Raw genomic sequence first — 24,752 nt, forward strand, 5'->3', positions numbered from 1 at the left:
TCCGCTCCTCTTCCCTATGCCTTGGGCTGCTGCTGGGTGATGCAGTGGATGCCGCCACCCCCGGCAAAGATCGTACGTGCGTCCACGAGCGTCACGGTGCGGTCCGGGAAGAGGTTGCGGAAGATCTCGGCGGCCTCCTCGTCGCGCGGGTCGTCGAAGGCGCAGAGCACGATGCCGTCGTTGCAGATGAGGTGGTTGATGTACGAGTAGTCGACCCACTCGCCGTCCTCCTCCAGCACCGTCGGCGCGGGGATCTCCACGACCTCCAGCTGCCGGCCCTGCGCGTCGGTGGCGGCGCGCAGCAGGGCCGCGATGGTCTTGCAGCGCTCGTGGTCGGGGTGGGCCGGGTCGGGCTGGGTGTGCACCATCACGACGCCGGGGCGGGCGAAGGCGGCGACGATGTCCACGTGGCCCTGGGTGCCGTAGGTGCCGTAGTCGCCGGCGAGGCCGTACGGGAGCCAGATGGCCTTGGTGGTGCCGAGGTGGGCGTGGATCTCGGCCTCGACCTGCTGGCGGGTCCAGCCGGGGTTGCGGCCCTCGCCGAGCTGCACGGTGTCGGTGAGCAGGACGGTGCCCTCGCCGTCCACGTGGATGGCGCCGCCCTCGTTGACGAGGGCGGTGCTGTACGTGCGGGTGCCGGCGAGGTCGGAGACGTAGCGGGCGATCTTGGAGTCGTGGTCCCAGCGGGCCCACTCCTGCGCGCCCCAGCCGTTGAAGGTCCAGTCGACGGCGGCGATGCCGCCCTTGCCGTCGGTGACGAAGGTGGGGCCGATGTCGCGCATCCAGGCGTCGTCGAGCTCGCGTTCCACGATGGTCAGCTCGTGTCCTCCGCCGGCGCCGGCGATGGCGCGGGCGCCCTCGGCGTCGCCGGGGCTCACCACGAGGGTGACCGGCTCGTACGCGCGGACGGCGCGGGCCACGGCGCCCCAGGCCTCGCGGGCCTCGGCCAGCTCGGCGTCGTTGGTGAAGGTCGGGTTGGGGCTGGGCCAGGCCATCCAGGTGCGCTCGTGGGGAGCCCACTCGGCGGGCATGCGGAAGCCGTCGGCGGCGGGGGTGCCGGCAGGGTGCGTCATGGTGGGGGTCCTTCGCGGGATCACAGGAAGTACAGGCGGTTGAGGGCGATCGAGTCGGCGGCCGGGGATTCCAGGGGGCTGCCGTCGAGGGTGACGAGGCCGCTGGTGCGGTCCACGTCGACCGCTCCGACCCGGGAGTTGAGGAGCAGGTCCTTCGGGCCGATGCCGCGGGTGCCGCGGACGGCGACCCGGCGCCTGCGGGTGGGCATCCGGTCGTCGCCCAGGGCGGCGGCCGCGGCGGAGACGAAGGCGACCGAGATGTCGGCCGCGGTGGCTCCGTAGGCACCGAACTGGGGCCCGAGCACCAGCGGTTCGCAGGTGTCGGTGGCGGCGTTGGGGTCGCCGGTGACGCCGTACGCGGGGAAGCCGGACTTGAGGACCAGCTGCGGCTTGGCGCCGAAGAACTGCGGGCGCCAGAGCACGATGTCGGCGAGCTTGCCGACCTCGATGGAGCCGATCTCGTGGGCCAGGCCGTGCGCGATGGCGGGGTTGATCGTCAGCTTGGCGATGTAGCGGAGCACGCGGGCGTTGTCGTCGCCCTCCCCGTCGCCCTCCAGCGGGCCCAGCTCGGCCTTCATCTTGGCGGCCATGGCGAACGTCCGGCGTACGGTCTCGCCGGCCCGGCCCATGCCCTGGGCGTCGGAGGAGGTGATGCCGATGGCGCCCAGGTCGTGCAGGACGTCCTCGGCCCCCATGGTGCCGGCGCGGATCCGGTCGCGGGCCATGGCCGCGTCGCCGGGGAGGTCCGGCTTGAGGTCGTGGACGGAGACGATCATCCCGTAGTGCTCGGCGACCGCGTCGCGGCCGAAGGGCAGCGTGGGGTTGGTGGAGGAGCCGATGACGTTCTCCACACCGGCCATCTTCAGCACGTTCGGGACGTGCCCGCCGCCGCAGCCCTCGATGTGGAACGCGTGGATCGTACGGCCTTCGAGCACGCGCAGGGTGTCCTCGACGGACAGGCACTCGTTGAGGCCGTCGCTGTGCAGGGCGACCTGTACGTCGTGCTCCTCGGCCACCCGCAGGGCGGTGTCCAGCGCCCGGGTGTGGGCGCCCATGTCCTCGTGCACCTTGAAGCCGGAGGCGCCGCCCTCGGCCAGCGCCTCGACCAGCGGGGCCGCGTCGGAGGAGGAACCGCGGGCCAGGAAGCCGATGTTGACGGGCCACGCGTCGAAGGCGTTGAAGGCGTGCCTCAGCGCCCAGGGCGAGTTGACGCCGACGCCCCAGACGGGGCCGAACTCCTGGCCGATGATCGTGGTGACGCCGGCGGCCAGCGAGGCCTCCATGACGCGCGGGGAGAGCAGGTGGACGTGGGTGTCCACGGCACCGGCGGTGGCGATCAGGCCCTCGCCGGAGACGATCGACGTGCCCGTGCCGACGACCACGTCGACGCCGTCGAGGGTGTCGGGGTTGCCGGCCCGGCCGATCGCGTGGATGCGGCCCTCCCGGATGCCGATGGAGACCTTGCGGATGCCGAGGACGGCGTCGATGACCAGCACGTTGCTGATCACCACGTCACAGGTCTCGCGCACGGCCGCGGCCTTGAGGTGCAGTCCGTCGCGGGCGGTCTTGCCGAAGCCGGCGAGGAACTCGTCCCCGGGCTTCTGCGCGTCGGACTCGACCCGCACGGTCAGCCCGGAGTCGCCCAGGCGCACGCGGTCCCCGGCGCGCGGGCCGAAGACGGCCGCGTACTCGCGCGGGTCGATGTGGCGGCTGCCGGGGGCGCAGTGGTCGCTGTGCTTGGTGGGCCTGCTCATCGCTGTGTTTCCTCCACTCCCAGGTAGCCGCAGGCCGCGGCGCGGCGCAGGGCTTCTTCTCGGGCGCCCGGGGCGTCGAGCGGGCCGTCGACCAGGCCCGCGAAACCGATGGCGATCCGGTCTCCGCCGATCGGGACCAGGCCCACTTCCTCCTCGCCCAGGGGGTCGAACCGTACGGACGACCCGGCGGGCACGCACAGGCGCATGCCGTAGGCGGCGGAGCGGTCGAAGTCGAGGCGGGGGTTCGCCTCGAAGAAGTGGAAGTGCGAGGTCACGCTGACCGGGACGGTCGCGGTGTTGCGCACGGTCAGGCGCACCTCGGGCTCGGGAGCCGGGGTCTCGGGGCCTGGTACGACGGCGCCCGGGGCGTCGTCGCCGAGGCCCGTGGCGCCGCGGATCGGCGAGGACACCACGGCGAGGCGGGATCCGTCGTCGAAGACGGCCTCCACGTGCACCTCGGTGACCACGTCCGCGACGCCGGGCAGCACGTCGTCGGGGCCGAGGACGGAACGGGCCGCCTCGATGGCCTCGGAGAGCCGGCTGCCGTCACGGGCCGCCTCGCAGACCGTGTCGGCGATCAGGGCCGTGGCCTCGGGGACGTTGAGCCGCAGACCGCGGGCGCGCCGGGCCCGGGCCAGTTCCGCGGCACCGAACAGCAGCAGCCGGTCGCGCTCGGTTGGGGTCAGCCGCACGACGTTCCACCACACTTCCACTCGACGGGTTTAGAGCATCACTCTAACTCTAGATTTCATTGGCGTGAATCATTGACCGGAGGCTTCGAGATAGGTCACATTGAGTGTCGCTCAAAGAAGTGGAGCCAAGTGATCCGCTCTTTGCCCGCCACTCGTCGGGAAGCGTCCGTCCACGTTTCGTACTGCCAGGGAGCCCCTTCATGCCCATAGAACAGCGCGGCGTCGACACGATCCCCGACGAGGAGCGCACCAGCGGTCCCCGCGACCTCGTCTCGATCCTGCTCGGCTCGAACCTCTGCCTCGGCGTGATCGTCTTCGGCTGGCTGCCTCCGTCCTTCGGCCTCGGACTGTGGCCCTCGGTCACCGCGATCGTCGCCGGAACCCTCGTCGGAATCGCCTTCACCGCGCCGCTGGCGCTGATCTCCCTCCGGACGGCCACCAACCTGTCCACCTCCAGCGGGGCGCAGTTCGGCGTGCGCGGGCGCCTGGTCGGCTCGGTGGTGGGCCTGCTGCTCTCCCTCGGCTACACGGCGCTGACCCTCTGGATCGGCGGCGACGTGATGGTCGGGGTGCTCTCCCGGCTCACCGGCCTGCCGAACACCGGCCTCACCCGCGCCCTGATGTACGGGCTCCTGGCCGCCTGTACCGTCGTGGGGGCCGTCTTCGGCTACCGGCTCCTGCTGCGCCTGAGCAAGGTGCTGGCCATCGGCATGGTGGTACTGCTGCTGGTCGGCGTGGTGGCCTACTCCGGCGACTTCACCACCGCCGCTCCCCCGGACACCCCGTACCTGCTGGGCTCGTTCTGGCCGACCTGGCTGCTGGCCGCCGTCGCCGCGGGCCTGAGCGGCCCGGTCGCCTTCATCACGCTGTTGGGCGACTACACCCGCTACATCTCGCCGAAGCGGCACCGGTCCCGCACCGTGTACTGGGCCACCTGCGCCGGTCTGCTGGTCGGCCTGCTCGTCCCGCAGCTCTTCGGCACGTACACCGCGCTGGCCGCCCGGGCCGGCCTCGACTACGCCGGCCCGCTCGTCGACGCCGCGCCCTTCTGGTACCTCGTGCCGCTGCTGCTGGCCGCCTCCGCGGGGTCGGTGGGCAACGCCGGCCTGATGCTCTACTCCATGGGCCTCGACCTGGACGCGATCGTCCCGAAGACCACCCGTACCAAGGCCACCGTGATCGCCGCGGTCGTCGCCACCGCCTTCGTGTTCATCGGTTCGTTCGAGTGGAACGCGCAGGCCGCGATGACCTCGTTCGTCCTGCTGCTCACCGCGCTCGGCACCCCCTGGGCCGTGATCACGCTGATCGGCTTCGTCCGCTGCCGGGGCGCGTACGACCCCGACGCCCTCCAGGTCTTCAACCGGCGCTCCCGCGGTGGCGTCTACTGGTTCCGCGGCGGCTGGAACCCGGCCGCGACGGTGTCCTGGGTGCTCGGCGCCGGCGTGGGCCTGTGCGCGGTGTCCACCACGGTCTACGAGGGCCCCCTGCTGGCCCTGACCGGCGGCGTGGACTGCAGCTTCATCCTCTCCGGCGTGGTCGGCGGCCTGGCGTACGCGCTGCTGACCGCCCGCTCCTCCGCCCCCGTCCCGGCCGCCGCCCCCGCGGCGTCCGAGCCCGCGGAGGCCAGTGCCTGACCGGATCCTCACCGGTCACGGAAAAGGGCCCGCCCCCGGTTTCCTCGCCGGGGGCGGGCCCTTTTCCGTGACCGTCAACCATTCCCGCCCCTGCCGCGTCTTCGCAGGTGACCGAGGTGGGCGCCCGGAGCGGCGCGGAGCAGGGGGAAGCACGATGGAAGAGCTGGCGTACGTGGTGGGCAAGGTCGCCAAGGGTGTGGCGGAGCTGGCGTCCGTCGTCGGCGACGCCTTCGTGACCGGCGGTGGGACCCCGGAGACCCGCGCGAAGTCCACGGACGGGGACGAGACCGAGGGCCGGGGCGAGGACCCGGCCCGGCCCGGGCACTGAACCGGGTACGACGACGCAGGCCCCCGCGCGGTGCGCGGGGGCCTGCGTGCCGTCCGGGGCCCTTCGGGCCGTCCGGCTAGCCGAGCGGGTGCATCCAGCCGTGGGTGTCGGCGGTCCGGCCGGTCTGGAGGTCGAGCAGCGCCTTGCGCAGCTTCATGGTGACCTCGCCGGGCTCGCCGTTGCCCTGCGTCCACGCGGCGCCGTTGGACTTGACCGAGCCGACCGGGGTGATGACCGCGGCGGTGCCGCAGGCGAAGACCTCGGTCAGGGTGCCGTTCTCGTTGTCGCGCTTCCAGTCCTCGGTGGAGATGCGGCCCTCTTCGGCGGTGTAGCCGAGGTCGCGGGCGATCTTCAGGAGCGAGTCGCGGGTGATGCCGGGCAGCAGCGAGCCGGTGAGCTCGGGGGTGACGATGCGGTCGCCGTACACGAAGTACAGGTTCATGCCGCCCATCTCCTCGATCCAGCGGTGCTCGACGGCGTCCAGCCAGACGACCTGGTCGCAGCCGTGCTGGGCGGCCTCGGCCTGGGCGACCAGGGACGCGGCGTAGTTGCCGCCGGTCTTGGCCGCGCCGGTGCCGCCCTTGACCGCGCGGACGTAGTCCTCGGAGAGCCAGACGGAGACGGGCTTCACGCCGCCGGAGAAGTAGGCGCCGGCCGGGGAGGCGATGACCATGAAGAGGAACTCGTTGGCCGGGCGGACGCCCAGGCCGACCTCGGTCGCGAACATGAAGGGCCGCAGGTACAGGGAGGCCTCGCCGGAAGAGGGCACCCAGGCGCGGTCCTGCTGGATCAGGGCGTCGCAGGCCGCGATGAACAGCTCGGTGGGCAGCTCGGGCATGGCCATGCGGCGGGCCGAGGCCTGGAAGCGCTCGGCGTTGGCCTCGGGGCGGAACGTGGCGACGGTGCCGTCGGGCTGCTGGTAGGCCTTGAGACCCTCGAAGATCGTCTGCGCGTAGTGCAGGGTCATGTTCGCCGGGTCGATGGACAGCGGGGCGTACGGAACGAGTTCCGCGTCGTGCCAGCCGCGCCCCTCGGTCCACTTGATCGTCACCATGTGGTCGGTGAAGTGGCGGCCGAATCCGGGGCTGGCCAGGATCGCCTCGCGCTCCGCGGCGGACAGCGGGTTCGAGGAGGGCTTGAGCTCGATCGTGGGCGTCGTCATGAGTGCTAGTCCTTCACCGGTTGTGTGTGACGGACCGCGCTCACGCCGTGCTAGGACGTCCGAGCTTCCCCGCATGGCGCGGCCCCACGTTCGATTATCGCGCGGGGGCGGGCTTCGGAGAAACGGGTGAAAGCGGCCCAGGGGAGATGGTGGCACCCCCGGACCGCGCAAGAGAAGCCGCCGGGGGCTCCGAAAGGAGCGACCCGGCGGCCGTTCGCTAGGTGTGCGAGCGCCGGGTCAGCCGGCTACTCGCGCGGCGAGCGCGTCGCCGATCCGGTCCGTGGACCGGAAGGTCCCGTCGCGCTCCGCGAGGTCGGCGGAGACGGCGTCCTCGATGCGGGCGGCCTCGGCCTCGTAGCCGAGGTGGCGCAGCAGGAGGGCGACGGAGAGGATCGTCGCGGTCGGGTCGGCCTTGCCGGTGCCGGCGATGTCCGGGGCCGAGCCGTGGACGGGCTCGAACATGGACGGGAAGGCGCCGGTCGGGTTGATGTTCCCGGAGGCGGCCAGGCCGATGCCACCGGTGACGGCGGCGGCCAGGTCGGTGAGGATGTCACCGAAGAGGTTGTCCGTGACGATGACGTCGAAGCGCTCGGGCTGCGTGACGAAGAAGATCGTCGCGGCGTCGACGTGCAGGTAGTCGGTGGTGACCTCGGGGTACTCCTGGCCGACCTTGTCGAAGATGTTCTTCCACATGTGGCCCGCGTACACGAGGACGTTGTTCTTGTGGACGAGCGTGAGCTTCTTGCGCGGGCGGGAGTTGGCCCGCTCGTACGCGTCGCGCACCACGCGCTCCACACCGTACGCCGTGTTGACGCTGACCTCGGTGGCCACCTCGGCGGGGGTGCCGGTGCGCAGCGAGCCGCCGTTGCCGGTGTACGGGCCTTCGGTGCCCTCCCGGACGACGACGAAGTCGATGTCCGGGCGGCCGGCCAGCGGGGTGGCGGTGTTCGGGAACAGCTTCGACGGCCGCAGGTTGATGAAGTGGTCGAAGGCGAAGCGGAGCTTGAGCAGCAGCCCGCGCTCCAGGACGCCGGAGGGGACCGAGGGGTCGCCGATGGCACCGAGCAGGATCGCGTCGTGCTGCTTGAGCGCCTCCAGCTCCGCGTCCGGGAGGGTCTCGCCGGTGCGGTGCCAGCGCTGGGCGCCGAGGTCGTACTGCTTGGTCTCCAGCTTGACGTCCTGGGGGAGGACGGCGGTGAGGACCTTCAGGCCCTGCGCCACGACCTCCTGGCCGATGCCGTCGCCGGGGATCACTGCGAGATTGATGCTGTGCGCCATGTCGGCACCGTACTCCCTGTCCCAGCCCCTGACACGTCACGTCCACATGATGGACGGCGCGGCGTGTCAGGGGGACGGGCGCGCGCTCAGTGGCCGGTGGCGCCGCCGTTGTCACGGCGGTCGAGGGCGCGCTGCAGGGCGGCGGCGGCGTTCTTGCGGTCGGCCTCGCCGGTGGAGGAGCGGCGGACGCGACGGGCGGGGGTGGTGGTGTGCATGGTGATCGACTCCTTGAGATCACGGCACGGCACGGGCCGCGGATGAGGGGTTCCTTCAAGGCGCCGGAAGAGGCGGGGAGCAGTGCGCCGCAGGGGTTGCCTGCGCGGGGCGCGCGCTCACGGCCGCCATTCGCTGGATCAGCGAGACGTTCGGCTTCTACAAAGCTAGGACAGGTCGGGCTGTATGTCTCCGCAATTACTCGGACTTCCTACTATCTGAGACGGCGAACCGCCCGGAAGGACGCCTCCGGCGCCTCCGCCACGGCCCTTCAAGAGAGCCGAAATAGCTGGTCAGAGCACTTCTGTGCGGATGGACACCCGATTCCGGCACGGTGACGCATCCCACGCTCCGGACCGGCCCCCCGGAGGGCCGGTCCGGTGACGCGTCCGCCGAGGCCGGGCGTTACGGGCGCCGCTGCCCGAGGATGCAGAACTCGTTGCCCTCCGGGTCCGCCAGGACGACCCAGGACTGCTCGCCCTGGCCGATGTCGACGCGCCGCGCGCCGTGCGCCACGAGCCGGGCCACCTCCGCCTCCTGGTCGTCGGGCCGGAAGTCGAGGTGCAGCCGGCTCTTGGACTTCTTGCTCTCGGCGAGCCGTACGAAGTCCAGCCCCGGCATCCGGTCCGGCGCCGGGCGGATCTCGAACTCGTCGTCCGAGGAGTACACGACGACCCAGCCGAGCGCGTCGGCCCACCACTGGCCCAGAGCGGCCGGGTCTTCCGAGTGGACGATTACCTGTTCCCATTCCAAGGTCATCCGGCGAGCTTAGACCGGCCGGCGCGGGGTGGACACGCGGATTTCGGCAGCCATATTGGTTCTCAATCACACCAATTGCTCGGGAGCGGTACGGAGCCGGAGAACCCTGACAGTTCAGGGCCTCTGAGGGCCGGCCCGGCATCCGCCACCCGAAGTTAACCGATGCATTACTGCACGGATCTAGACCTTTAACGTCCGCGCCCTCACCCTTGCCTCGTCGTGCCACTGGGGCACGTGTGACGCGAAGGGCGGGGCATGACTCCCATCAGCCGCAGGGGATTCGTCGGGATCGGGGCCGGGCTCGTGGCCGGGGCGGCGGTGCCCGCGGCCGCGGGTTCCGCCTCGGCGGCCGCGCAGGCCGCGACCGGCACGATCAAGGACGTCAGGCACGTCGTCGTCCTGATGCAGGAGAACCGCAGCTTCGACCACTACTTCGGCCGGCTGAAGGGCGTACGCGGCTTCGGTGACCGGGCCGCGGTCAACCTCCCGGGCGGCTGGGGCATGTTCAACCAGCCCAACTGGGGCGGCCGCCAGTACCCGTGGAAACTCAGCGCCACCCCCGACGCCGGCGGCGCGGACGGCGAGACGCTCGCCCAGTGCAACGGCGACCTGCCGCACAGCTGGACCTCGCAGCACGCCGCCTGGAACAAGGGCCGGCTCGACAACTGGGTGACCGGCGTGGGCAACACCCGCACCCTCGGCTACCTGGACCGGGGCGACATCCCCTTCCACTACGCGCTCGCCGACCACTACACCATCTGCGACGCGTACTTCTGCTCCGCGCTCAGCGCCACCGGCCCCAACCGCACGTACCTCTGGAGCGGCCGGATCGACGCCGCCAGCAAGGACGGCGGCGAGGAGTCCGGGCTGACCTGGGAGACGTACGCCGAGGCGCTGGAGCGCGCCGGGGTGAGCTGGAAGGTGTACCAGAACGCCCAGGACAACTACGGCGACAACGGCCTGGCCTACTTCAAGAAGTTCACCGACGCCAGGCCCGGCAACCCGCTGTGGGACAAGGGCATGGCCTCGGTCCCCCGCGTCACCGGCTCCACGCCCGACGACATCGCCGCCGCCATCCGGGCCGACGCGGTCGCCGGCACCCTCCCGCAGGTCTCCTGGGTGGTGTCCAACCAGGCCTTCAGCGAGCACCCGTACGCCCCGCCCGCCGACGGCGCCCACTTCGTGGACCTGGTCTACCGGGCGCTCGCGGCGAACCCGGAGGTCTTCGACTCCACGGTGCTCTTCCTCAACTACGACGAGAACGACGGCTTCTTCGACCACGTGCCGCCGCCGGTCGCCCCGCCCGGCACCCCGGGCGAGTACGTCGACGGCGTCCCCATCGGCCTCGGCTTCCGCGTCCCGATGCTGGTGATGTCGCCCTGGACGCGCGGCGGCTGGGTCAGCTCGGAGGTCTTCGACCACACCTCCGTCCTGCGCTTCCTGGAGACCTGGACGGCGGCCCTCGGCACGCCCGCCACCTGCCCCAACATCAGCGCCTGGCGCCGGAAGGTCACCGGCGACCTGACCGGCGTCTTCGACTTCGCCCGCCCCGTGTACGGCGTGCCGGCGGGCCTCCCCGCCACCGACGAGATCATCGGCATGGGCACCTGCGGCCCGCTGCCCAACCCGGCGCCCCAGGACAACGCGCTGCCGGCGCCCGAGCCCGGCACCCGTCCCGCCCGCGCCCTCCCGTACCAGGTCAACGGCAACCTGGACCGCTTCGAGTTCGGCACCATGGGCAAGATCACCGCCTGGTTCTCGATGACGAACCAGGGCCCGCAGGCCACCAGCGCCGCGCACTTCTCGATCCACCCGCACCAGTACCGCGACACCACGGCCTGGCAGTACACGGTCGACCCGGGCGGCACGGCCACGGACTGGTTCCAGATCGGCCTGGGCAGCGGCTCCGGCAAGTACGACATCTCGATGGCCGGCCCCAACCGCTTCCTGCGCCGCTTCATCGGCGACACGAACAAGGCCGGCAGGGACTACGAGGTGGCGGCGCGCTACGCGGTCGAGCCCGGCACCGGCAAGCTCGCCGTGTACTTCAGGATCACGAACCGTTCGTCCGCCGCCGCGTCCTTCACCATCCGCTCCAACAACTACCGCTCCGACGGCCCGTGGACGTACACGGTCCCGGCCGGCGGCTCGACCGAGGACTACTTCAACGCCGTCGCCTACACCGGCGGCTGGTACGACTTCACCGTCCTGGCCGCCTCCGACGGCAGCTGGTCCCGCCGCTACACCGGGCACATCGAGACGGGGGCGCCGAGCGTCAGCGGCTGACCCGTGCCCTCCGGCCGGCGGGGCTCACGGGCGTTCGAAGAACTGCAGGGCCCCGCCCACGGAGAAGCACAGGGCACCGGTGAAGGTGCCCCAGTTGGCGAGGTTGACGTTGACCATGCTGCCGGTGGACGGATGGGTGAACGCGGCCAGGGCCGAGACCATGAAGAGCACGGAACCGAGCTGGTTCACCACGACGATCCACCAGCCCAGGTCGCGCGCCAGCACCCGGATCCGCCCGTGGCCGACCTCCATCAGGGCCAGGTGCCCGGACACGAGGAAGAGCACGCAGCCCACCACGTCGGGCACCCAGACCAACCGGTTGACCTGCTGCACGCTCAGCCCGTGCAGGAAGGAGTCGACCAGGTTCACGCCGAACACGAGCGTGCCCGCGAACAGGAGGAAGGCGCTCAGCCAGTCCAGCCGCACCGGCTCGAAGCTCCACCACCGCCAGCGGCCGGTGACCAGGCCCCGCTCGCCGACCCGGTGACGGGGCGCGTTGACCACCTGGAGGAGGGAGGCGTAACCGCCGGTGTTGAAGAACAGCCCGCCCGCGAAGTAGATCGAGGCGCTCTCCAGGGCGTCGCCCGAGCCGAACAGGGCGACGCCGGCACCCGCCGCGAACAGGGCCCCGCCGATGACGAAGGCGGTCGCGGCCAGCGCGTTGAGCCGGCGCAGGCGGCCGATCGCGACCTCGTCGGCGCGGGCCTGCCGGACGGGATCCGCACCGGGGGCACGGATGGCGAGCGCCCCCCTGCGCCGGGCCGGCCGCGACTCCCAGACCACCGTGCCGCCCTCGGGCAGCGGCCAGCTGACCCGGGTGGCGAAGGGTCCCACGCCCTCGACGTGCTGCTCAGGTTGCCCCACGGACCGAGCCTAGACCGGGCACCCGCTCACAGCACGTCGCCGTCCCGCCAGTCGAACCACAGCTCCCCCGCCGGGTCGGGCACGGCCCCGCCCGGTGGCGTCCACAGGTACGTGGACCCCTCCTCCTCCGGCAGCCGTACGGGTCCCCCGGGGCCCAGCGCCCCGATCCGCCCGGGCCACACGCTCCAGCCGCGCCCCGCGTACAGTGCGGCGCCCTCCTCGGAGGCGGACAGCGCGCCCAGTACGTACGCCCGCCCGATCACCGCCTCCAGCCCGGCCATCACGCGGCCGCCGATCCCGCGCCGCCGGCGGTCCGCCCGTACCGCGACGGCCTCCACGTACCCGGTGCGCAGGGCCCTCCCGCGGTGGAGGACCCGGCGCTGCACGACGCTGCCGTGGCCCACCAGCACGCCGTCCTCCCGGACCAGTACGTGCATGCCGCCCAGCCCGTGCTCGAAGTCCTCGTCGGAGAAGTCGCCCTCGAAGGCGTCGGTCAACAGGGCCCGGATCGCGGCCAGTTCGGCGTCCGGCAGCTGTGAGGTGTGCGCGGTGACGATGTCCACATCCGGACGCTACCAGGGCGCGCGGGGCGCCAGGAAAGGCCGGAAAGGGGCGCGCGTTCCCGAGGTCCGGGACCCGAGACTCAAGGTCATGTCGCCTACTACGCAGCCGTGGACGCCCACGCACGGGCAGCCCTACCACCCCGTCCCCTACCGGCCCGAGCGGATGCCGCGGGCGGAGTCGGTCGCCGAGGCAGCGCGCCTGCGGGCGCGCATGGACGAACGCCGCACGGTCCGGCAGTTCTCCGCCGACCCGGTCCCCGACGAGGTGGTCCGCGACGCCATCGCCTGCGCGGCGACCGCGCCCTCCGGGGCGCACCAGCAGCCGTGGACCTTCGTACTGGTCAGGGACCCGGCGGTGCGCCGGCAGATCCGGGCCGCCGCCGAGCAGGAGGAGCAGATCTCCTACGACGGCCGGCTCGGGGACGAGTGGCTGGCCGCACTGCGCCCGCTGGGCACGGACGCCGTCAAGACCCACCTCACGGACGCGCCGGCGCTGGTCGTGGTCTTCCAGCAGCGGTACTGGCTGGGACCGGACGGCACCAAGCGCAAGCACTACTACGTGGACGAGTCCGTGGGCATCGCGGTCGGCATGCTGCTGACCGCCCTCCACCTCTCGGGTCTCGCCGCCCTGATCCACACGCCGAGCCCGATGCGGTTCCTGGGCCACGTCCTGAACCGCCCGGAGAACGAGAAGGCCTTCGCGGTGATCCCCATCGGCTACCCGGCGGACGACTGCCAGGTCCCCGACCTGGTGCGGAAGTCCCTGGACCAGGTCATGACCGAGGTCTGAGCGGCCACCGGGACCGGGCGCTCGGATCACGTCACGCATGGTTTCCACGCCTGGGGGGCTCACACCATGACTCCGGCGCAATGGAGACCGCCCCCGTTCCGGACTTGGGGGTACCGGAACGGGGGCGGGGTTCGGGGGGCGTCGGCCCCGGGGCGGACCCGTGCGGGTCAGCCCATGTGCGGGTAGCCGTACTCGGTCGGCGGGACCAGCGTCTCCTTGATGGAGCGCGTGGAGGTCCAGCGGAGCAGGTTCGACGCGGCGCCGGCCTTGTCGTTGGTGCCGGAGGCGCGGCCGCCACCGAAGGGCTGCTGGCCGACCACGGCGCCGGTCGACTTGTCGTTGATGTAGAAGTTGCCCGCGGCGAAGCGGAGCTTCTCCATCGCGTCGGCCGCGGCGTAGCGGTCGGCGGCGATGATCGAGCCGGTCAGGGCGTAGGCCGAGACGGACTCCATCTGGGCCAGCATCTCGTCGTACTTCTCGTCCTCGTAGACGTACACCGCGAGGATCGGGCCGAAGTACTCGGTCGTGAAGACCTCGTTCTCCGGGTCGGTGCACTCGATGACCGTCGGGCGCACGAAGTAGCCCTCGGAGTCGTCGTACGTGCCGCCGGCGACGATGGTGCAGGTCGGGTCGGCCTTGGCGCGGTCGATCGCGGCCTTGTTCTTGGCGAAGGAGCGCTCGTCGATGACGGCGCCGATGAAGTTCGACAGGTCGCGGACGTCACCCATGGTGATGCCGTCGACCTCGGCCGCGAACTGCTCCTTGAAGCCGTCGTTCCAGATGGAGGCCGGGACGTAGGCGCGGGAGGAGGCCGAGCACTTCTGGCCCTGGAACTCGAAGGAGCCGCGGGTCAGGGCGGTCTTCAGGATCGCGCGGTCCGCGGACGGGTGCGCGACGACGAAGTCCTTGCCGCCGGTCTCGCCGACCAGACGGGGGTACGAGCGGTACTTCTCGATGTTGTTGCCGACCGTCTTCCACAGGTACTGGAAGGTCTTGGTCGAGCCGGTGAAGTGGATGCCGGCCAGCTCGGGGTGGTTCAGCGCGACCTCGGAGACGGCGATGCCGTCGCCCGTGACCAGGTTGATGACGCCCTTGGGCAGGCCCGCCTCCTCCAGCAGCTGCATCAGCAGCACGGCGGCGTGGGTCTGCGTCGGGGACGGCTTCCACACGACCACGTTGCCCATGAGGGCGGGGGCGGTGGGCAGGTTGCCCGCGATGGCCGTGAAGTTGAACGGCGTGATCGCGTAGACGAAGCCCTCCAGCGGGCGGTGGTCGCTGCGGTTCCACACGCCGGCGGAGTTGGCGACCGGCTGCTCGGCCAGGATCTGGCGGGCGAAGTGGACGTTGAAGCGCCAGAAGTCGACGAGCTCGCAGGGGGTGTCGATCTCGGCCTGCTGCGCGGTCTTCGACTGGCCCAGCATGGTGGAGGCGGCCAGCGTCTCGCGCCACGGGCCGGACAGCAGCTCGGCGGCGCGCAGGATGATCGCGGCGCGGTCGTCGAAGGACATGGCGCGCCAGGCCGGGGCCGCGGCCAGGGCGGCGTCGATGGCGTCCTGGGCGTCCTGCCGGGTGGCGTTGGCGTAGGTGCCGATGACCGACTTGTGGTCGTGGGGCTGCACCACGTCGAAGCGGTCGCCGCCGCCCATGCGCTTCTCGCCGTTGATGGTCATCGGGAGGTCGATGGGGTTCTCGGACAGCTCCTTGAGCTTGGCCTCGAGACGGGCGCGCTCCGGGCTGCCGGGGGCGTAGCTGTTGACCGGCTCGTTGACCGGCGCGGGGACCTGGGTCACTGCGTCCATGGGACTGGTAACTCCTTGACCTAGTTCTTGGTGATCATCGAGCGGACGAAGAAGAGGAGGTTGGCCGGCTTCTCGGCCAGGCGGCGCATGAAGTAGCCGTACCAGTCGGTGCCGTACGCCGTGTAGACGCGCATCCGGTGGCCCTCGGCGGCCAGCCGGTGGTGCTCCTCGCTGCGGATGCCGTAGAGCATCTGGAACTCGTACTCGTCCAGCTTGCGCCCGGCCTGGCGCGCGAGCTCCTGGGTGATGGCGATGAGCCGCGGGTCGTGGGACCCGATCATCGGGTAGCCCTCGCCCTCCATGAGGATCTTGAGGATGCGGACGTACGCCTTGTCGATCTCGCCCTTGTCCTGGTAGGCGACGGAGGCGGGCTCCTTGTAGGCGCCCTTCACGATCCGGACGCGGCTGCCGGCGGCGGCCAGACGGCGGGCGTCGGCCTCGGTGCGGAACAGGTACGCCTGGATCACGCAGCCGGTCTGCGGGAAGTCCTTCCGCAGCTCCTCGTGGATGGCGAACATCGAGTCGAGGGTGGTGTGGTCCTCGGCGTCCAGCGTGACGGTGGTGCCGATCGCGGCGGCGGCCTCGACGACCGGGCGGACGTTGGCGAGGGCGAGCTCGTGGCCGCCCTCCAGCGCCTGGCCGAACATCGAGAGCTTGACCGACATCTCCGCGGTCTCGCCGAGCTCCAGCTCCTTGAGGTGCTCGATGAGCTCCAGGTACGCGTCACGGGCGGCGTACGACTGCTCGACGGTGGTGATGTCCTCGCCGACGACGTCGAGGGTGACCTCCAGGCCCTTCTGCGTGAGGTCCACGACGATCGGGATGACCTGGTCGACGGTCTCCCCGGGGATGAACCGGTTCACCACGGGCTTGGTCACCGGAGCGGCAGAGACGATTTTGCGCATCTTGTCGCTGCGGGAAGCGGCGAGGATCACGGGACCCAGCACGGGGGCACCTCCAACGGGTGGCAGAAAGACAGGTCACCGCCCGCCGGGGCAGTGGCCGTAAAGGGAACGCAAGTAAAACCACCGTGAAACCTAAGGACCGTCTCGATCCTCGGCCATCGACAGCTGTCACGCATCCGTGGCCGCGATCTCATACAGATGTCTGAAGCAGGCCGGCCCGGGTGGGAGAATGGCTCGCGTGAAGGGCGATTACCAGGATCTGGTGGACGAGATCTCGGCGCTGCTCGGCGCCCCGGCGACCCTGGAGAACCGGGACTTCCGGCTGATCGCCTTCGGTGCGCACGACAGCGACGACGACCTGGCGATGGACCCGGTCCGCACCCGGTCGATCCTGACCCGCCAGTCCACGGCGGCGGTGCGCAGCTGGTTCGAGGGGTTCGGCATCACCCGGGCGACCGGCCCGGTGCGGATCCCCGCCGCCCCCGACGCGGGGGTGTTCCGCGGGCGGATCTGCCTGCCCGTGCGGCACCGCGGGATCGTCCACGGGTACGTGTGGCTGCTGGACGCCGAGCCGGGGCCCGACCCGGAGCAGCTGGCCGCGGCGATGGAGGTCTGCGAGCGGATCGGCGTACTGCTGGCCGACGAGGCCAAGGCGGGCGCGGACCTGTCGCGGGAGTTCCGGGCGGTGCTGACCGCGGGCCGGGGCTGGCAGCGGGACATGGCGGTGGCCGCGCTGCGGGCGGCTCTCGGGCCGGGGGCGGACGGGCTGCACGTGGTGGTGTGCGTGGCGCCGTGGCCGGGCGAGATGCCCCAGTCGGTGCCGGGGGTGGCCGCCGTGTGCGCGGCGCCGGGTCCCGGGGCGCCGGACCCCGCCGGGGGCGGCCCGGGGCCGGACGGGGCGCGGCCGGTGGACGGTGAACCCCCGGCCGGCGGCGGTGCGGCCGACCGGGCGCTGGCGCTGCTGGTCAGGCTGCGGACACCGGAGGCGCTGGGGCCCGCGGTGAACGCGGCCGGGCGGCTGCTGCCGGGCGGCGCGGGCGGTACGGGGCCGGGTGCCGGTGCGGCACCGGGCGGCCGGGCGACGGGAGTTGGGGGCCCGGGCGGCGGTACGGGGGCCGGGGGCGGCAGGGGCGCCGGGAGCGCGAAGGGGGCCGGCGGCACCGGGAACGGCCGGGGTGCCGGAACCGGTACGGGGGCGCGGGCGGCGGGAGTGTCAGCCCCGGTACGGGGCCTCGGCGAGCTGGCCGGTGCCTGGCGGCAGGCCTCGGCGGCGGCGCGGGCGGCGGTGGCGCAGCCGCGGCTGGGGCCGGTGGCGGAGTGGTCGGCGATCGGCCCGTACCGGATGCTCGCGGCGCTGCCCGCGGAGCGCGCCGACGACCCGGCCACCCGGGTGCTGCTCGGTCCAGGCAACCCCGAACTCGCCCGCACGGCCGAGGTGTTCCTCGACTGCGCGGGCCAGGCGGGGCGCGCGGCGGCGGCCCTGGGCATCCACCGGCAGACCCTCTACTACCGGCTCTCGCGCGTGGAGCAGCTCACCGGGCTCGACCTGGACGAGGGCGAGGACCGGCTGCTGCTGCACATGGCGCTGAAGGCGGCCCGGCTCCGCCCCTGACAGCCCCACGACCCGCCGCCCCGTCGAGCTGTCGACCAGTCGAGCCGTCGACCCGTCGAGCTGTCGACCCGTCGAGCTGCTGCGTCGTCCCGCGGGCCGCTCGGGCCTGCCCGGCTCCGCCCGCCTGGGGTTCGCCGCGCCTCAGTCGCCGGTCTCGCGCTGCCGCCCCTGGAACATCACCGGTCCCCCGGTGAGCGCGTCGACCGGCACCCGGGCGGCAAGCGGGCGGCCCAGGCGCACGGTGACCGTCTGCATCAGCAGCTGCGCCGTGCACGGCGCGCCCGGGTCCGGACCCGGCTTGACCGAGCCGGCCAGCACCACCGTCTCCGCCGACTCCAGCACGTCGACCTTCGCGCCGGCGTCGCAGGCCCCGTGTCCCGCCTTGAGCGTGAGGACGGTGCCGTCGGCGGAGACGCCCTCCAGCGACAGGTCGGGGGCGATCTCCTCCCGCGGGCCGATCGGGTTCTTCGGCGGTGCCGACTCGGCCACCGCGACCCGGGCGACCGGGGTGGCGTACCCCTCGACCGTGTACAGCCAGGCCGGCACGGTGGCGCGGCCACGGCTGGTGACCATGTCGAGCGAGCCGTGGCGCCAGGCCGTGATCTTCAGCGGCGGCGGGCCCTCGCCGCCCTGCTCGGCCGCCGGGTCCATCGGCAGCGCCTGCCGCGGGTCGAGCAGCCGCAGGTCGAGGGTCTTGCCGTCCGCCCACTTCACCGGCGCGGTGGACGGGATCTCCGCGATGGTGTTCGACCGCCAGACCACGCGGTGCCCGAGCCAGGCCTCCTTGTCGGCCCCGCTGTGCCAGGCGTCCTCGGGCAGCCGGGTCAGCGGCTCCAGCGGGTAGAAGCCCTCCCGCCAGGCGCGGGCCGCGGGCGACCCGTCCCAGGCGTCGGCCACCGCCCGGGACCGGTCGGCCGGGTCGGGGACCGGTCCCGGCTTGTCCTCCACGCTCCCGCCCGGGGCCGAACAGCCCGCGAGCAGCGCCGCCACCGCGCCGAACCACACCAACCGCCGCATGGTCTCCCCCTCCACCGCGCCCGGACCGGCCGGTCCGGGTCGCCGCTGTGACGCGCCCCGGGGGCGGACGGTTCCCGGACCCCGGAGGCGCCGGCCACCGGAAATCGGTTCAGTGACCGAACCGATGGGGTTAGGGTCGTGTCCATGACGCTTCCGCGCGACTACAGCGGCCAGACCTGCTCCCTCGCCCGCTCGATGGAGGTCATCGGCGAGCGGTGGACGCTGCTGGTCGTCCGCGACGCCTTCTTCGGGGTGCGCCGGTTCGGCGAGTTCGCCGCGCACCTCGGCATCCCGCGGGCGGTGCTCGCCGACCGGCTCGCCACCCTGACCGGGGCGGGGGTGCTCGCACGGGAGGCGGCCGGCACCGGGCGGCGCGAGGTGTACGCGCTCACCCCGAAGGGCGTCTCGCTCTGGCCGGCGGTCCGTGCGCTCACCGCCTGGGGCGAGGAGCACTACGGCGCACCGGCCGGGCCGCGCAGGGTGTTCCGGCACGTGGCCGACCAGGCACCGGTGGCGGCCGACGGCCGCTGCGGGGGCTGCGGGGAGCCGGTGGCACCGGCGGACCTGCTGGTCACACCGGGTCCGGGGCTCGCTCCGCCCGGAGCGGGCGGGGACGATCCGGTGACCGCCGCCCTGCGCGCACCGCACCGCCTGCTGACCCCGCTGCGACCCTGACCAGGCCCCGGCACCACCCGCGGATGCCGCCGCACCGCTCCCGGCGGCCGCCCCACTCCCCTGCCGCGCACCCTGCATCCGGGACGCGGCGGCACCCACGACGAAAGGCTGACCCGCATGCGCATCCTCGTTGTCGGCGCCGGAGCCACCGGCGGATTCTTCGGCGCCCGCCTGGCCGGCTCCGGGCGCGACGTCACCTTCCTGGTCCGGCCGGGCCGGGCCGCCGCACTGCGCGAGCGCGGGCTGCGCCTGACCGGCGTGACGGAGGAACTCCTGCCCGCTCCGCAGCTGGTGACGGCCGGTCATCTCGACGGCCGGTACGACCTGGTGCTGCTCTCCGTGAAGTCGACGGCGCTGGAGGAGGCGGTGGCCGCCCTCGGACCCGCGGTCGGCCCCGGCACGGCGATCGTCCCGATGCTGAACGGGATGGCCCATCTGGACCTGCTGGAGCGGGCGTTCGGCCCGGAACCGGTGCTGGGCGGCGTCGCCAAGGTGGTCACCACCCTCGGCCCGGAGGGCGAGATCGTACGCATGGCCCCGCTCGCCCACCTGGCCCTCGGCGAGCGGGACGGCCGCGACTCGGCACGCGTCGAGGAGATCCGTACGGCGCTGGCCGGCGCCGGCGTCGACAGCCCGCCGACCCCGGACATCGTGGCCGCGATGTGGCACAAGTGGGCCTTCATCAGCACCATGGGCGCCCTGACCTGCCTGGTGCGCGGCAGCGTGGGCGAGGCGGTCGCGGCCCCGGGCGGCCCGGAGCTGGCCCGTGCGGTGGTCGCGGAGGCCGCCGCGGTGGCGGCGGCCGCGGGCCACCCGCTCCCGGCGGCCGAACGCGAGGCGACCACGGCCGTGGCCACGCAGCCCGGTTCGCCGCTGACGCCCTCGCTCTACCGGGACGTGCTGGCGGGCGCGCCGACCGAGGTCGAGCACATCTTCGGCGACCTCACCGCCCGCGCCCGGGCGCTCGGCGTGGCGACGCCGCTGCTGGACCTGGCCACGCTCCAGCTCCGCGTCCACCAGGCCCACGCGACGGCCGCCTGACGAGGACGCCGGCCGGTGCCGGCCCGGGGCCCGCTGCACCGCCCCGGGCCGGGCCGGCACGCACCGCCCGGGCCGTCAGCCCTTGCCCAGCACCCCCTCGGCAGCCCGGCGCAGGCCCTCCGTGAGGTCCTCCGCCGTGGCGGCCGAGGCCGGGTCGAACACCCACTGCAGCATCAGCCCGTTGAGCAGCGCCTGGTAGAAGGCGCCGAGCGTCCGCAGGTCCGCCTCCTCCAGCTCGTCCTCCGGGATGCCGGTGAACATCGAGACCAGCCCCCTGCGGCCCTCGGCCTGCGAGGCCGCGAGCAGCTCGCGCAGCTGCGGCAGCCGGTCGCCGTTGAGCGCGACCTCCATGCTGGCCGACCACACGGGCCGGTTCTCCTCCTCGCGGCGCAGGAAGTTCTCCCAGACGGCCCGGAACCGTTCCAGCGAGCCGTCCGCGCCCTCCCCCGCCGGGTCGAAGCCCTCGCCCATCCGCTCCATCAGCGCGATGAACGCCTGCGTGAGCAGCGCGTCCTTGGAGCCGTAGTGGTAGCCGATCGAGGCGAGGTTCGCGCCGGACGCGTTGACGATGTCGCGTGCCGTCGTCCGGACGAACCCCTTTTCCAGCAGGCACTGCTTCGCGCCTTCGAGCAGATCTTCACGGTGTCCCATGGGGCAGAGCCTAGCGCCGTTTCCGTACAGGCGTCATAGACAATCGTTCTAGACAGACGTTTATGACGCCTGTACATTTGCCGCCATGACGAACCCCGCCGCGCACCTCGCCGGGCGCAAGGAGTGGACCGCGTTCACCGTCCTCCTGCTGCCCCTGCTGCTGGTCTCCATGGACGTCTCCGTCCTCTACTTCGCCATCCCGGCCATCTCCCGGGACCTCGCCCCCACCGCCACCGAACAGCTGTGGATCTTCGACAGCTACGGGTTCGCCCTCGCGGGCCTGCTGATCACGATGGGCTCCCTGGGCGACCGCATCGGCCGCCGCCGGCTCCTGCTGGCGGGCGCCGCCGCGTTCGGCCTGGCCTCGGTCGGCGCGGCGTACGCCCACAGCGCCGAGATGCTGATCGCCGCCCGCGTCCTGCTCGGGATCGGCGGGGCCACCCTGATGCCCTCGACCATGGCACTGGTGCGGAACCTGTTCCGGAACGACGCCCAGCGCAGCAAGGCCATCGGCATCTGGTCCGCCGCCATGGCCGGCGGCATCGCCCTCGGCTCGGTCCTCGGCGGCCTGCTGCTCAACCACTTCTGGTGGGGTTCGGTCTTCCTCGTCAACGTGCCGGCCATGGTGCTGCTGCTGGTCCTGGTCCCGGTGCTGGTGCCGGAGTTCAAGGATCCCGCGCCCGGCCGGTTCGACCTGCTGAGCGTCCCGCTCTCCACGGGTGCCGTGCTGCCCGTCGTCTACGGGCTCAAGGAGACGGCCGCCGAGGGCTTCCAGGCCGGGTACGCCGCCTGCGTCGCCGCCGGCCTCGCCATCGGCGCCCTCTTCGTCCTGCGGCAGCGCCGGCGCGAGGACGCCATGATCAGCCGGGCGCTGTTCCGCGCCCGGGGCTTCGGCGCCGGCGTCACCCTGAACACCCTGGCCACCTTCGCGATGATGGGCTCCGCCTACTTCACCACCCAGTACCTCCAGTCGGTGCTCGGCATGGGCGCGCTGGAGGCGGCCCTGTGGAGCCTGGCGCCCTCGGTGGCGGTCGGCGCCGCGGCCCCCGTCGCCACCGCGCTCGGCGGGCGGGTGAACCGCGCGTACGTGATCGCCGGCGGGTTCGTCACCGCGGCCGCCGGCTTCGCCGTGTTCGGCCTGGTCGGCACCGATTCCCTCTGGCTCCTGCTGACCGGCGCGGCCGTCCTCGCCTCGGGCATGGTCGCCGTCATGGCCCTGGTCTCCGACCTGGCACTGTCCGCCGCCCCCGCCGAGAAGGCCGGCTCGGCCGCCTCGCTGCTGGAGACCGGCCAGGAGTTCGGCGGCGCCCTCGGCATGGCCGTGCTGGGCAGCGTGGGCACCGCGGTCTACCGGGCCGACCTGGACGGCGCCGCCCCCGCGGTACGGGAGACCCTGGGCGGCGCGGCGGCCACCGCCGGGCAGCTCGGCGGGGAGGCCGGCGAGGCCCTGCTGGCTGCCGCCCGCACCGCCTTCGTGCACGGCATGCACTACGCCGCCCTCGGCGGTACGGCGCTGCTGCTGGCCGGCGCGGTGCTCGCCCCGGCCCTGCTCCGCCGGGCGGCCGACGCCCCGGCCCCGCGGCCCGCGGCGGACGAGCCCGCACCGGCCGGTGCGGCGCGCTGACCCCCCGTAGCGGAGGCGGGAGGCCGCAGCCGGCAGCAGCAGGGGAACGCGAGAAGGGCCCGGGAGAACCCGGGCCCTTCTCATGTCCTGTCACACCGGACGGTCGCTCAGCTGAGGTTCACCGAGCGGGCTGAGGTGGCGCCGATCTCCTCGGAGATCTCGGCCAGCACGGCCGGCGGGACGGTGTCGTCCACGGTGAGCACCGCGAGCGCCTCGCCGTGCTCCTCCGCACGCGCCACCTGCATGCCCGCGATGTTCAGTCCGGCCTCGCCGAGGATCCGGCCGACGGTGCCGACGACACCCGGGCGGTCCTGGTAGCGGAGCACCACCATGTGGTCGGCGAGCGAGAGGTCCACGTCGTACTCGCCGACGCCGACGACCTTCTGGTGGTGCTTGGGACCCGCGAGGGTACCGGCGACCGAGACCTCCTGGCCGTCGGAGAGGGTGCCGCGCACGATCACCACGTTCCGGTGGTCCGGGGACTCCGAGGTGGTGGTCAGGCGGACCTCGACGCCGCGCTCCTGCGCGAACAGCGGGGCGTTGACGTAGGACACGGTCTCGTCGACCACGTCCTCGAACACGCCCTTGAGCGCGGAGAGTTCGAGCACCTTCACGTCGTGCTGGGTGATCTCGCCGCAGACCTCGACGTCGAGGCGCACCGCGACCTCGCCCGCGAGGGCGGTGAAGATGCGGCCGAGCTTCTCGGCGAGCGGCAGGCCCGGACGGACGTCCTCGGCGATGACGCCGCCCTGGACGTTCACCGCGTCCGGGACGAGCTCGCCGGCGAGGGCGAGGCGCACCGACTTGGCGACGGCGATGCCGGCCTTCTCCTGGGCCTCGTCCGTGGAGGCGCCGAGGTGCGGGGTGCAGACGACCTGGTCGAGCTCGAACAGCGGGGAGTCCGTGCAGGGCTCCTTGGCGTACACGTCGAGGCCGGCGCCGGCGACTCGGCCCTCCTTGAGCGCCGAGTACAGCGCGGCCTCGTCGACGATCCCGCCGCGGGCGGCGTTGACGATGCGGACGCTCGGCTTGACCTTGTGCAGCGCCTCGTCCCCGATGAGACCGATGGTCTCGGGGGTCTTGGGCAGGTGGACCGTGATGAAGTCCGCGACCTCGAGGAGCTCGTCCAGCGTCAGCATCTTGACGCCCATCTGGGCGGCGCGCGCGGGCTGCACGTACGGGTCGTACGCGACGACCTTCATGCCGAAGGCGGACATCCGCTGGGCCACCAGGACACCGATGCGGCCGAGGCCGACGACGCCCAGGGTCTTCTCGCTGAGCTCGACGCCCGTGTACTTGCTGCGCTTCCACTCGCCGTTCTTCAGGGCGGTGTTGGCCTGCGGGATGTTGCGCGCGGTGGCGACCAGCAGGCCGCACGCCAGCTCGGCGGCGGTGACGATGTTGGAGGTCGGGGCGTTCACGACCATCACGCCGGCCTTGGTGGCGGCGGACACGTCGACGTTGTCCAGGCCCACACCGGCGCGGGCGACGACCTTCAGCTTCCCGGCGGCCGCGATGGCCTCGGCGTCCACCTTGGTGGCGGAGCGGACCAGGATCGCGTCGACGTCCGCGATGGCGGGCAGCAGCTCCGCGCGGTCGGCGCCGTTGACGTGGCGGATCTCGAAGTCAGGGCCGAGCGCGTCCACCGTGGCGGGCGACAGCTCTTCGGCGATGAGTACGACAGGTTTCGAGCTCACGTGGGTCCTCACAAATCCAGTGCGGACGGCCGTCCCGACGGCCGCATGCGGTGGAGGGGGTAGCCGCGTGGAAGACGCACGACACTGTGGGCCTGACGCGTATGTGTTGAGCAGTGTAGTGGCGGAAGCCGGATCGTTTTCCGCCTGTCCGGAAGGATCACCCGTCCGTGGTTGGACGGCGTGGACAAGCCACGCTACGGGAGGTCCACATTCCGGCACGGCGGGGGCGGGGCGCGGTCGTGCCCGCCCCGCCGCGGTGGATGCGCTGACCTACGGGTGCCCCCAGCAGTAGATGGGTCGCAGCGTGTTTCCGGGGGTGGACAGCGTGTGCTGGG

The 24,752-nt window shown here is 72.6% G+C and carries 22 protein-coding genes; 8 read left to right on the forward strand and 14 right to left on the reverse strand.

The window, feature by feature from the left end; translation table 11 throughout:
- Window positions 1-14: 14 nt before the first annotated feature.
- The 3 genes from ACIQUR_RS11070 to ureA are packed head-to-tail and all read right to left on the reverse strand — an operon-like array spanning window position 15 to window position 3,519.
- The gene (locus tag ACIQUR_RS11070) at window positions 15-1,073 is read right to left on the reverse strand and encodes an agmatine/peptidylarginine deiminase (protein ID WP_403661742.1); all 1,059 of its coding nucleotides are present in this window, start codon (window positions 1,071-1,073) and stop codon (window positions 15-17) included.
- A 20-nt stretch (window positions 1,074-1,093) separates the two neighbouring features.
- Entirely contained in the window at window positions 1,094-2,827 is a 1,734-nt protein-coding gene (locus tag ACIQUR_RS11075; protein ID WP_403661745.1) for an urease subunit alpha, read from the reverse strand.
- The gene (ureA, locus tag ACIQUR_RS11080) at window positions 2,824-3,519 is read right to left on the reverse strand and encodes an urease subunit gamma (RefSeq protein WP_403661748.1); all 696 of its coding nucleotides are present in this window, start codon (window positions 3,517-3,519) and stop codon (window positions 2,824-2,826) included. Before ureA ends, ACIQUR_RS11075 begins: the two co-directional genes overlap by 4 nt.
- Window positions 3,520-3,719: 200 nt before the next feature.
- Here ureA and ACIQUR_RS11085 point away from each other — a divergent pair, with 200 nt between their 5' ends.
- Together ACIQUR_RS11085 and ACIQUR_RS11090 are read left to right on the forward strand one after the other, a co-directional pair.
- Complete coding sequence (locus ACIQUR_RS11085; protein WP_403661751.1) at window positions 3,720-5,153, forward strand: cytosine permease; 1,434 nt, start codon at window positions 3,720-3,722, stop codon at window positions 5,151-5,153.
- 154 nt (window positions 5,154-5,307) lie between these two features.
- Entirely contained in the window at window positions 5,308-5,481 is a 174-nt protein-coding gene (locus ACIQUR_RS11090; RefSeq protein WP_403661754.1) for a hypothetical protein, read from the forward strand.
- Between the two features lie 76 nt (window positions 5,482-5,557).
- Here the strand turns inward: ACIQUR_RS11090 and ACIQUR_RS11095 are convergent, their stop codons facing one another.
- The 4 genes from ACIQUR_RS11095 to ACIQUR_RS11110 all read right to left on the reverse strand — a co-directional run bounded on the left by ACIQUR_RS11095 (window position 5,558) and on the right by ACIQUR_RS11110 (window position 8,893).
- Entirely contained in the window at window positions 5,558-6,643 is a 1,086-nt protein-coding gene (locus ACIQUR_RS11095; protein WP_403661757.1) for a branched-chain amino acid aminotransferase, read from the reverse strand.
- Between the two features lie 237 nt (window positions 6,644-6,880).
- Window positions 6,881-7,921: a 3-isopropylmalate dehydrogenase gene (locus ACIQUR_RS11100; RefSeq protein ID WP_403661760.1), complete on the reverse strand. Its 1,041-nt coding sequence runs from the start codon at window positions 7,919-7,921 to the stop codon at window positions 6,881-6,883.
- A gap of 86 nt (window positions 7,922-8,007) precedes the next feature.
- Window positions 8,008-8,136 (reverse strand): hypothetical protein, encoded by a 129-nt coding sequence (locus ACIQUR_RS11105; protein ID WP_403661763.1) that lies wholly within the window; start codon window positions 8,134-8,136, stop codon window positions 8,008-8,010.
- A gap of 403 nt (window positions 8,137-8,539) precedes the next feature.
- The gene (locus ACIQUR_RS11110) at window positions 8,540-8,893 is read right to left on the reverse strand and encodes a VOC family protein (RefSeq protein ID WP_403661766.1); all 354 of its coding nucleotides are present in this window, start codon (window positions 8,891-8,893) and stop codon (window positions 8,540-8,542) included.
- A 255-nt stretch (window positions 8,894-9,148) separates the two neighbouring features.
- Here ACIQUR_RS11110 and ACIQUR_RS11115 point away from each other — a divergent pair, with 255 nt between their 5' ends.
- Complete coding sequence (locus ACIQUR_RS11115) at window positions 9,149-11,179, forward strand: phosphocholine-specific phospholipase C (RefSeq protein ID WP_403661768.1); 2,031 nt, start codon at window positions 9,149-9,151, stop codon at window positions 11,177-11,179.
- 24 nt (window positions 11,180-11,203) lie between these two features.
- On the opposite strand, the gene ACIQUR_RS11120 is transcribed toward ACIQUR_RS11115, so the two are convergent.
- Both ACIQUR_RS11120 and ACIQUR_RS11125 read right to left on the reverse strand, forming a co-directional pair.
- Complete coding sequence (locus ACIQUR_RS11120) at window positions 11,204-12,043, reverse strand: hypothetical protein (protein ID WP_403661771.1); 840 nt, start codon at window positions 12,041-12,043, stop codon at window positions 11,204-11,206.
- 26 nt (window positions 12,044-12,069) lie between these two features.
- The gene (locus tag ACIQUR_RS11125; RefSeq protein WP_403661774.1) at window positions 12,070-12,606 is read right to left on the reverse strand and encodes a GNAT family N-acetyltransferase; all 537 of its coding nucleotides are present in this window, start codon (window positions 12,604-12,606) and stop codon (window positions 12,070-12,072) included.
- Window positions 12,607-12,694: 88 nt separating this feature from the next.
- On the opposite strand from ACIQUR_RS11125, the gene ACIQUR_RS11130 reads away from it, so the two are divergent.
- Window positions 12,695-13,396 (forward strand): nitroreductase family protein, encoded by a 702-nt coding sequence (locus ACIQUR_RS11130; RefSeq protein ID WP_403661777.1) that lies wholly within the window; start codon window positions 12,695-12,697, stop codon window positions 13,394-13,396.
- Window positions 13,397-13,563: 167 nt separating this feature from the next.
- On the opposite strand, the gene pruA is transcribed toward ACIQUR_RS11130, so the two are convergent.
- Together pruA and ACIQUR_RS11140 are read right to left on the reverse strand one after the other, a co-directional pair.
- Complete coding sequence (gene pruA / locus ACIQUR_RS11135) at window positions 13,564-15,195, reverse strand: L-glutamate gamma-semialdehyde dehydrogenase (protein WP_403661780.1); 1,632 nt, start codon at window positions 15,193-15,195, stop codon at window positions 13,564-13,566.
- 20 nt (window positions 15,196-15,215) lie between these two features.
- Window positions 15,216-16,142, reverse strand: coding sequence for a proline dehydrogenase family protein (locus ACIQUR_RS11140; protein WP_403661783.1), 927 nt, complete (start codon window positions 16,140-16,142; stop codon window positions 15,216-15,218).
- 187 nt (window positions 16,143-16,329) lie between these two features.
- Between ACIQUR_RS11140 and ACIQUR_RS11145 the strand changes: the two genes are divergently transcribed.
- The gene (locus ACIQUR_RS11145) at window positions 16,330-17,712 is read left to right on the forward strand and encodes a PucR family transcriptional regulator (RefSeq protein ID WP_403661786.1); all 1,383 of its coding nucleotides are present in this window, start codon (window positions 16,330-16,332) and stop codon (window positions 17,710-17,712) included.
- Window positions 17,713-17,853: 141 nt separating this feature from the next.
- On the opposite strand, the gene ACIQUR_RS11150 is transcribed toward ACIQUR_RS11145, so the two are convergent.
- Window positions 17,854-18,729, reverse strand: coding sequence for a hypothetical protein (locus ACIQUR_RS11150; protein ID WP_403661789.1), 876 nt, complete (start codon window positions 18,727-18,729; stop codon window positions 17,854-17,856).
- A gap of 144 nt (window positions 18,730-18,873) precedes the next feature.
- Here ACIQUR_RS11150 and ACIQUR_RS11155 point away from each other — a divergent pair, with 144 nt between their 5' ends.
- Window positions 18,874-19,404, forward strand: coding sequence for a winged helix-turn-helix transcriptional regulator (locus ACIQUR_RS11155; RefSeq protein ID WP_403661792.1), 531 nt, complete (start codon window positions 18,874-18,876; stop codon window positions 19,402-19,404).
- A gap of 117 nt (window positions 19,405-19,521) precedes the next feature.
- Window positions 19,522-20,445: a 2-dehydropantoate 2-reductase gene (locus ACIQUR_RS11160; protein ID WP_403661795.1), complete on the forward strand. Its 924-nt coding sequence runs from the start codon at window positions 19,522-19,524 to the stop codon at window positions 20,443-20,445.
- A 75-nt stretch (window positions 20,446-20,520) separates the two neighbouring features.
- On the opposite strand, the gene ACIQUR_RS11165 is transcribed toward ACIQUR_RS11160, so the two are convergent.
- Window positions 20,521-21,096, reverse strand: a complete 576-nt coding sequence (locus ACIQUR_RS11165) for a TetR/AcrR family transcriptional regulator (protein WP_403661798.1) — start codon at window positions 21,094-21,096, stop codon at window positions 20,521-20,523.
- An 85-nt stretch (window positions 21,097-21,181) separates the two neighbouring features.
- Between ACIQUR_RS11165 and ACIQUR_RS11170 the strand changes: the two genes are divergently transcribed.
- Window positions 21,182-22,720 (forward strand): MFS transporter, encoded by a 1,539-nt coding sequence (locus tag ACIQUR_RS11170; RefSeq protein ID WP_403661801.1) that lies wholly within the window; start codon window positions 21,182-21,184, stop codon window positions 22,718-22,720.
- Window positions 22,721-22,827: 107 nt separating this feature from the next.
- Here ACIQUR_RS11170 and serA read toward each other — a convergent pair whose 3' ends face one another.
- Window positions 22,828-24,417 carry a phosphoglycerate dehydrogenase gene (gene serA / locus ACIQUR_RS11175; protein WP_403661804.1) on the reverse strand — a complete coding sequence of 530 codons (1,590 nt, stop codon included), beginning with the start codon at window positions 24,415-24,417 and terminating at the stop codon, window positions 22,828-22,830.
- Window positions 24,418-24,752 lie beyond the last annotated feature (335 nt).

Origin of the sequence: Streptomyces sp. NPDC101132 (assembly GCF_044759225.1) — a bacterium.
In the GTDB taxonomy this organism is placed as follows: Bacteria; Actinomycetota; Actinomycetes; order Streptomycetales; family Streptomycetaceae; genus Streptomyces.

Bases quoted from the DNA above. Each gene is read 5' to 3' on its own strand.
- ACIQUR_RS11105 (WP_403661763.1), bottom strand. From the start codon at position 8,136: ATGCACACCACCACCCCCGCCCGTCGCGTCCGCCGCTCCTCCACCGGC.
- ACIQUR_RS11110 (WP_403661766.1), bottom strand. From the start codon at position 8,893: ATGACCTTGGAATGGGAACAGGTAATCGTCCACTCGGAAGACCCGGCC.
- ACIQUR_RS11075 (WP_403661745.1), bottom strand. From the start codon at position 2,827: ATGAGCAGGCCCACCAAGCACAGCGACCACTGCGCCCCCGGCAGCCGC.
- ACIQUR_RS11155 (WP_403661792.1), top strand. From the start codon at position 18,874: ATGACGCTTCCGCGCGACTACAGCGGCCAGACCTGCTCCCTCGCCCGC.
- ACIQUR_RS11170 (WP_403661801.1), top strand. From the start codon at position 21,182: ATGACGAACCCCGCCGCGCACCTCGCCGGGCGCAAGGAGTGGACCGCG.
- ACIQUR_RS11150 (WP_403661789.1), bottom strand. From the start codon at position 18,729: ATGCGGCGGTTGGTGTGGTTCGGCGCGGTGGCGGCGCTGCTCGCGGGC.
- ACIQUR_RS11100 (WP_403661760.1), bottom strand. From the start codon at position 7,921: ATGGCGCACAGCATCAATCTCGCAGTGATCCCCGGCGACGGCATCGGC.
- ACIQUR_RS11130 (WP_403661777.1), top strand. From the start codon at position 12,695: ATGTCGCCTACTACGCAGCCGTGGACGCCCACGCACGGGCAGCCCTAC.
- ACIQUR_RS11165 (WP_403661798.1), bottom strand. From the start codon at position 21,096: ATGGGACACCGTGAAGATCTGCTCGAAGGCGCGAAGCAGTGCCTGCTG.
- pruA (WP_403661780.1), bottom strand. From the start codon at position 15,195: ATGGACGCAGTGACCCAGGTCCCCGCGCCGGTCAACGAGCCGGTCAAC.
- ACIQUR_RS11070 (WP_403661742.1), bottom strand. From the start codon at position 1,073: ATGACGCACCCTGCCGGCACCCCCGCCGCCGACGGCTTCCGCATGCCC.
- ACIQUR_RS11085 (WP_403661751.1), top strand. From the start codon at position 3,720: ATGCCCATAGAACAGCGCGGCGTCGACACGATCCCCGACGAGGAGCGC.
- ACIQUR_RS11095 (WP_403661757.1), bottom strand. From the start codon at position 6,643: ATGACGACGCCCACGATCGAGCTCAAGCCCTCCTCGAACCCGCTGTCC.
- ACIQUR_RS11090 (WP_403661754.1), top strand. From the start codon at position 5,308: ATGGAAGAGCTGGCGTACGTGGTGGGCAAGGTCGCCAAGGGTGTGGCG.
- ACIQUR_RS11115 (WP_403661768.1), top strand. From the start codon at position 9,149: ATGACTCCCATCAGCCGCAGGGGATTCGTCGGGATCGGGGCCGGGCTC.
- ACIQUR_RS11160 (WP_403661795.1), top strand. From the start codon at position 19,522: ATGCGCATCCTCGTTGTCGGCGCCGGAGCCACCGGCGGATTCTTCGGC.
- ACIQUR_RS11145 (WP_403661786.1), top strand. From the start codon at position 16,330: ATGGCTCGCGTGAAGGGCGATTACCAGGATCTGGTGGACGAGATCTCG.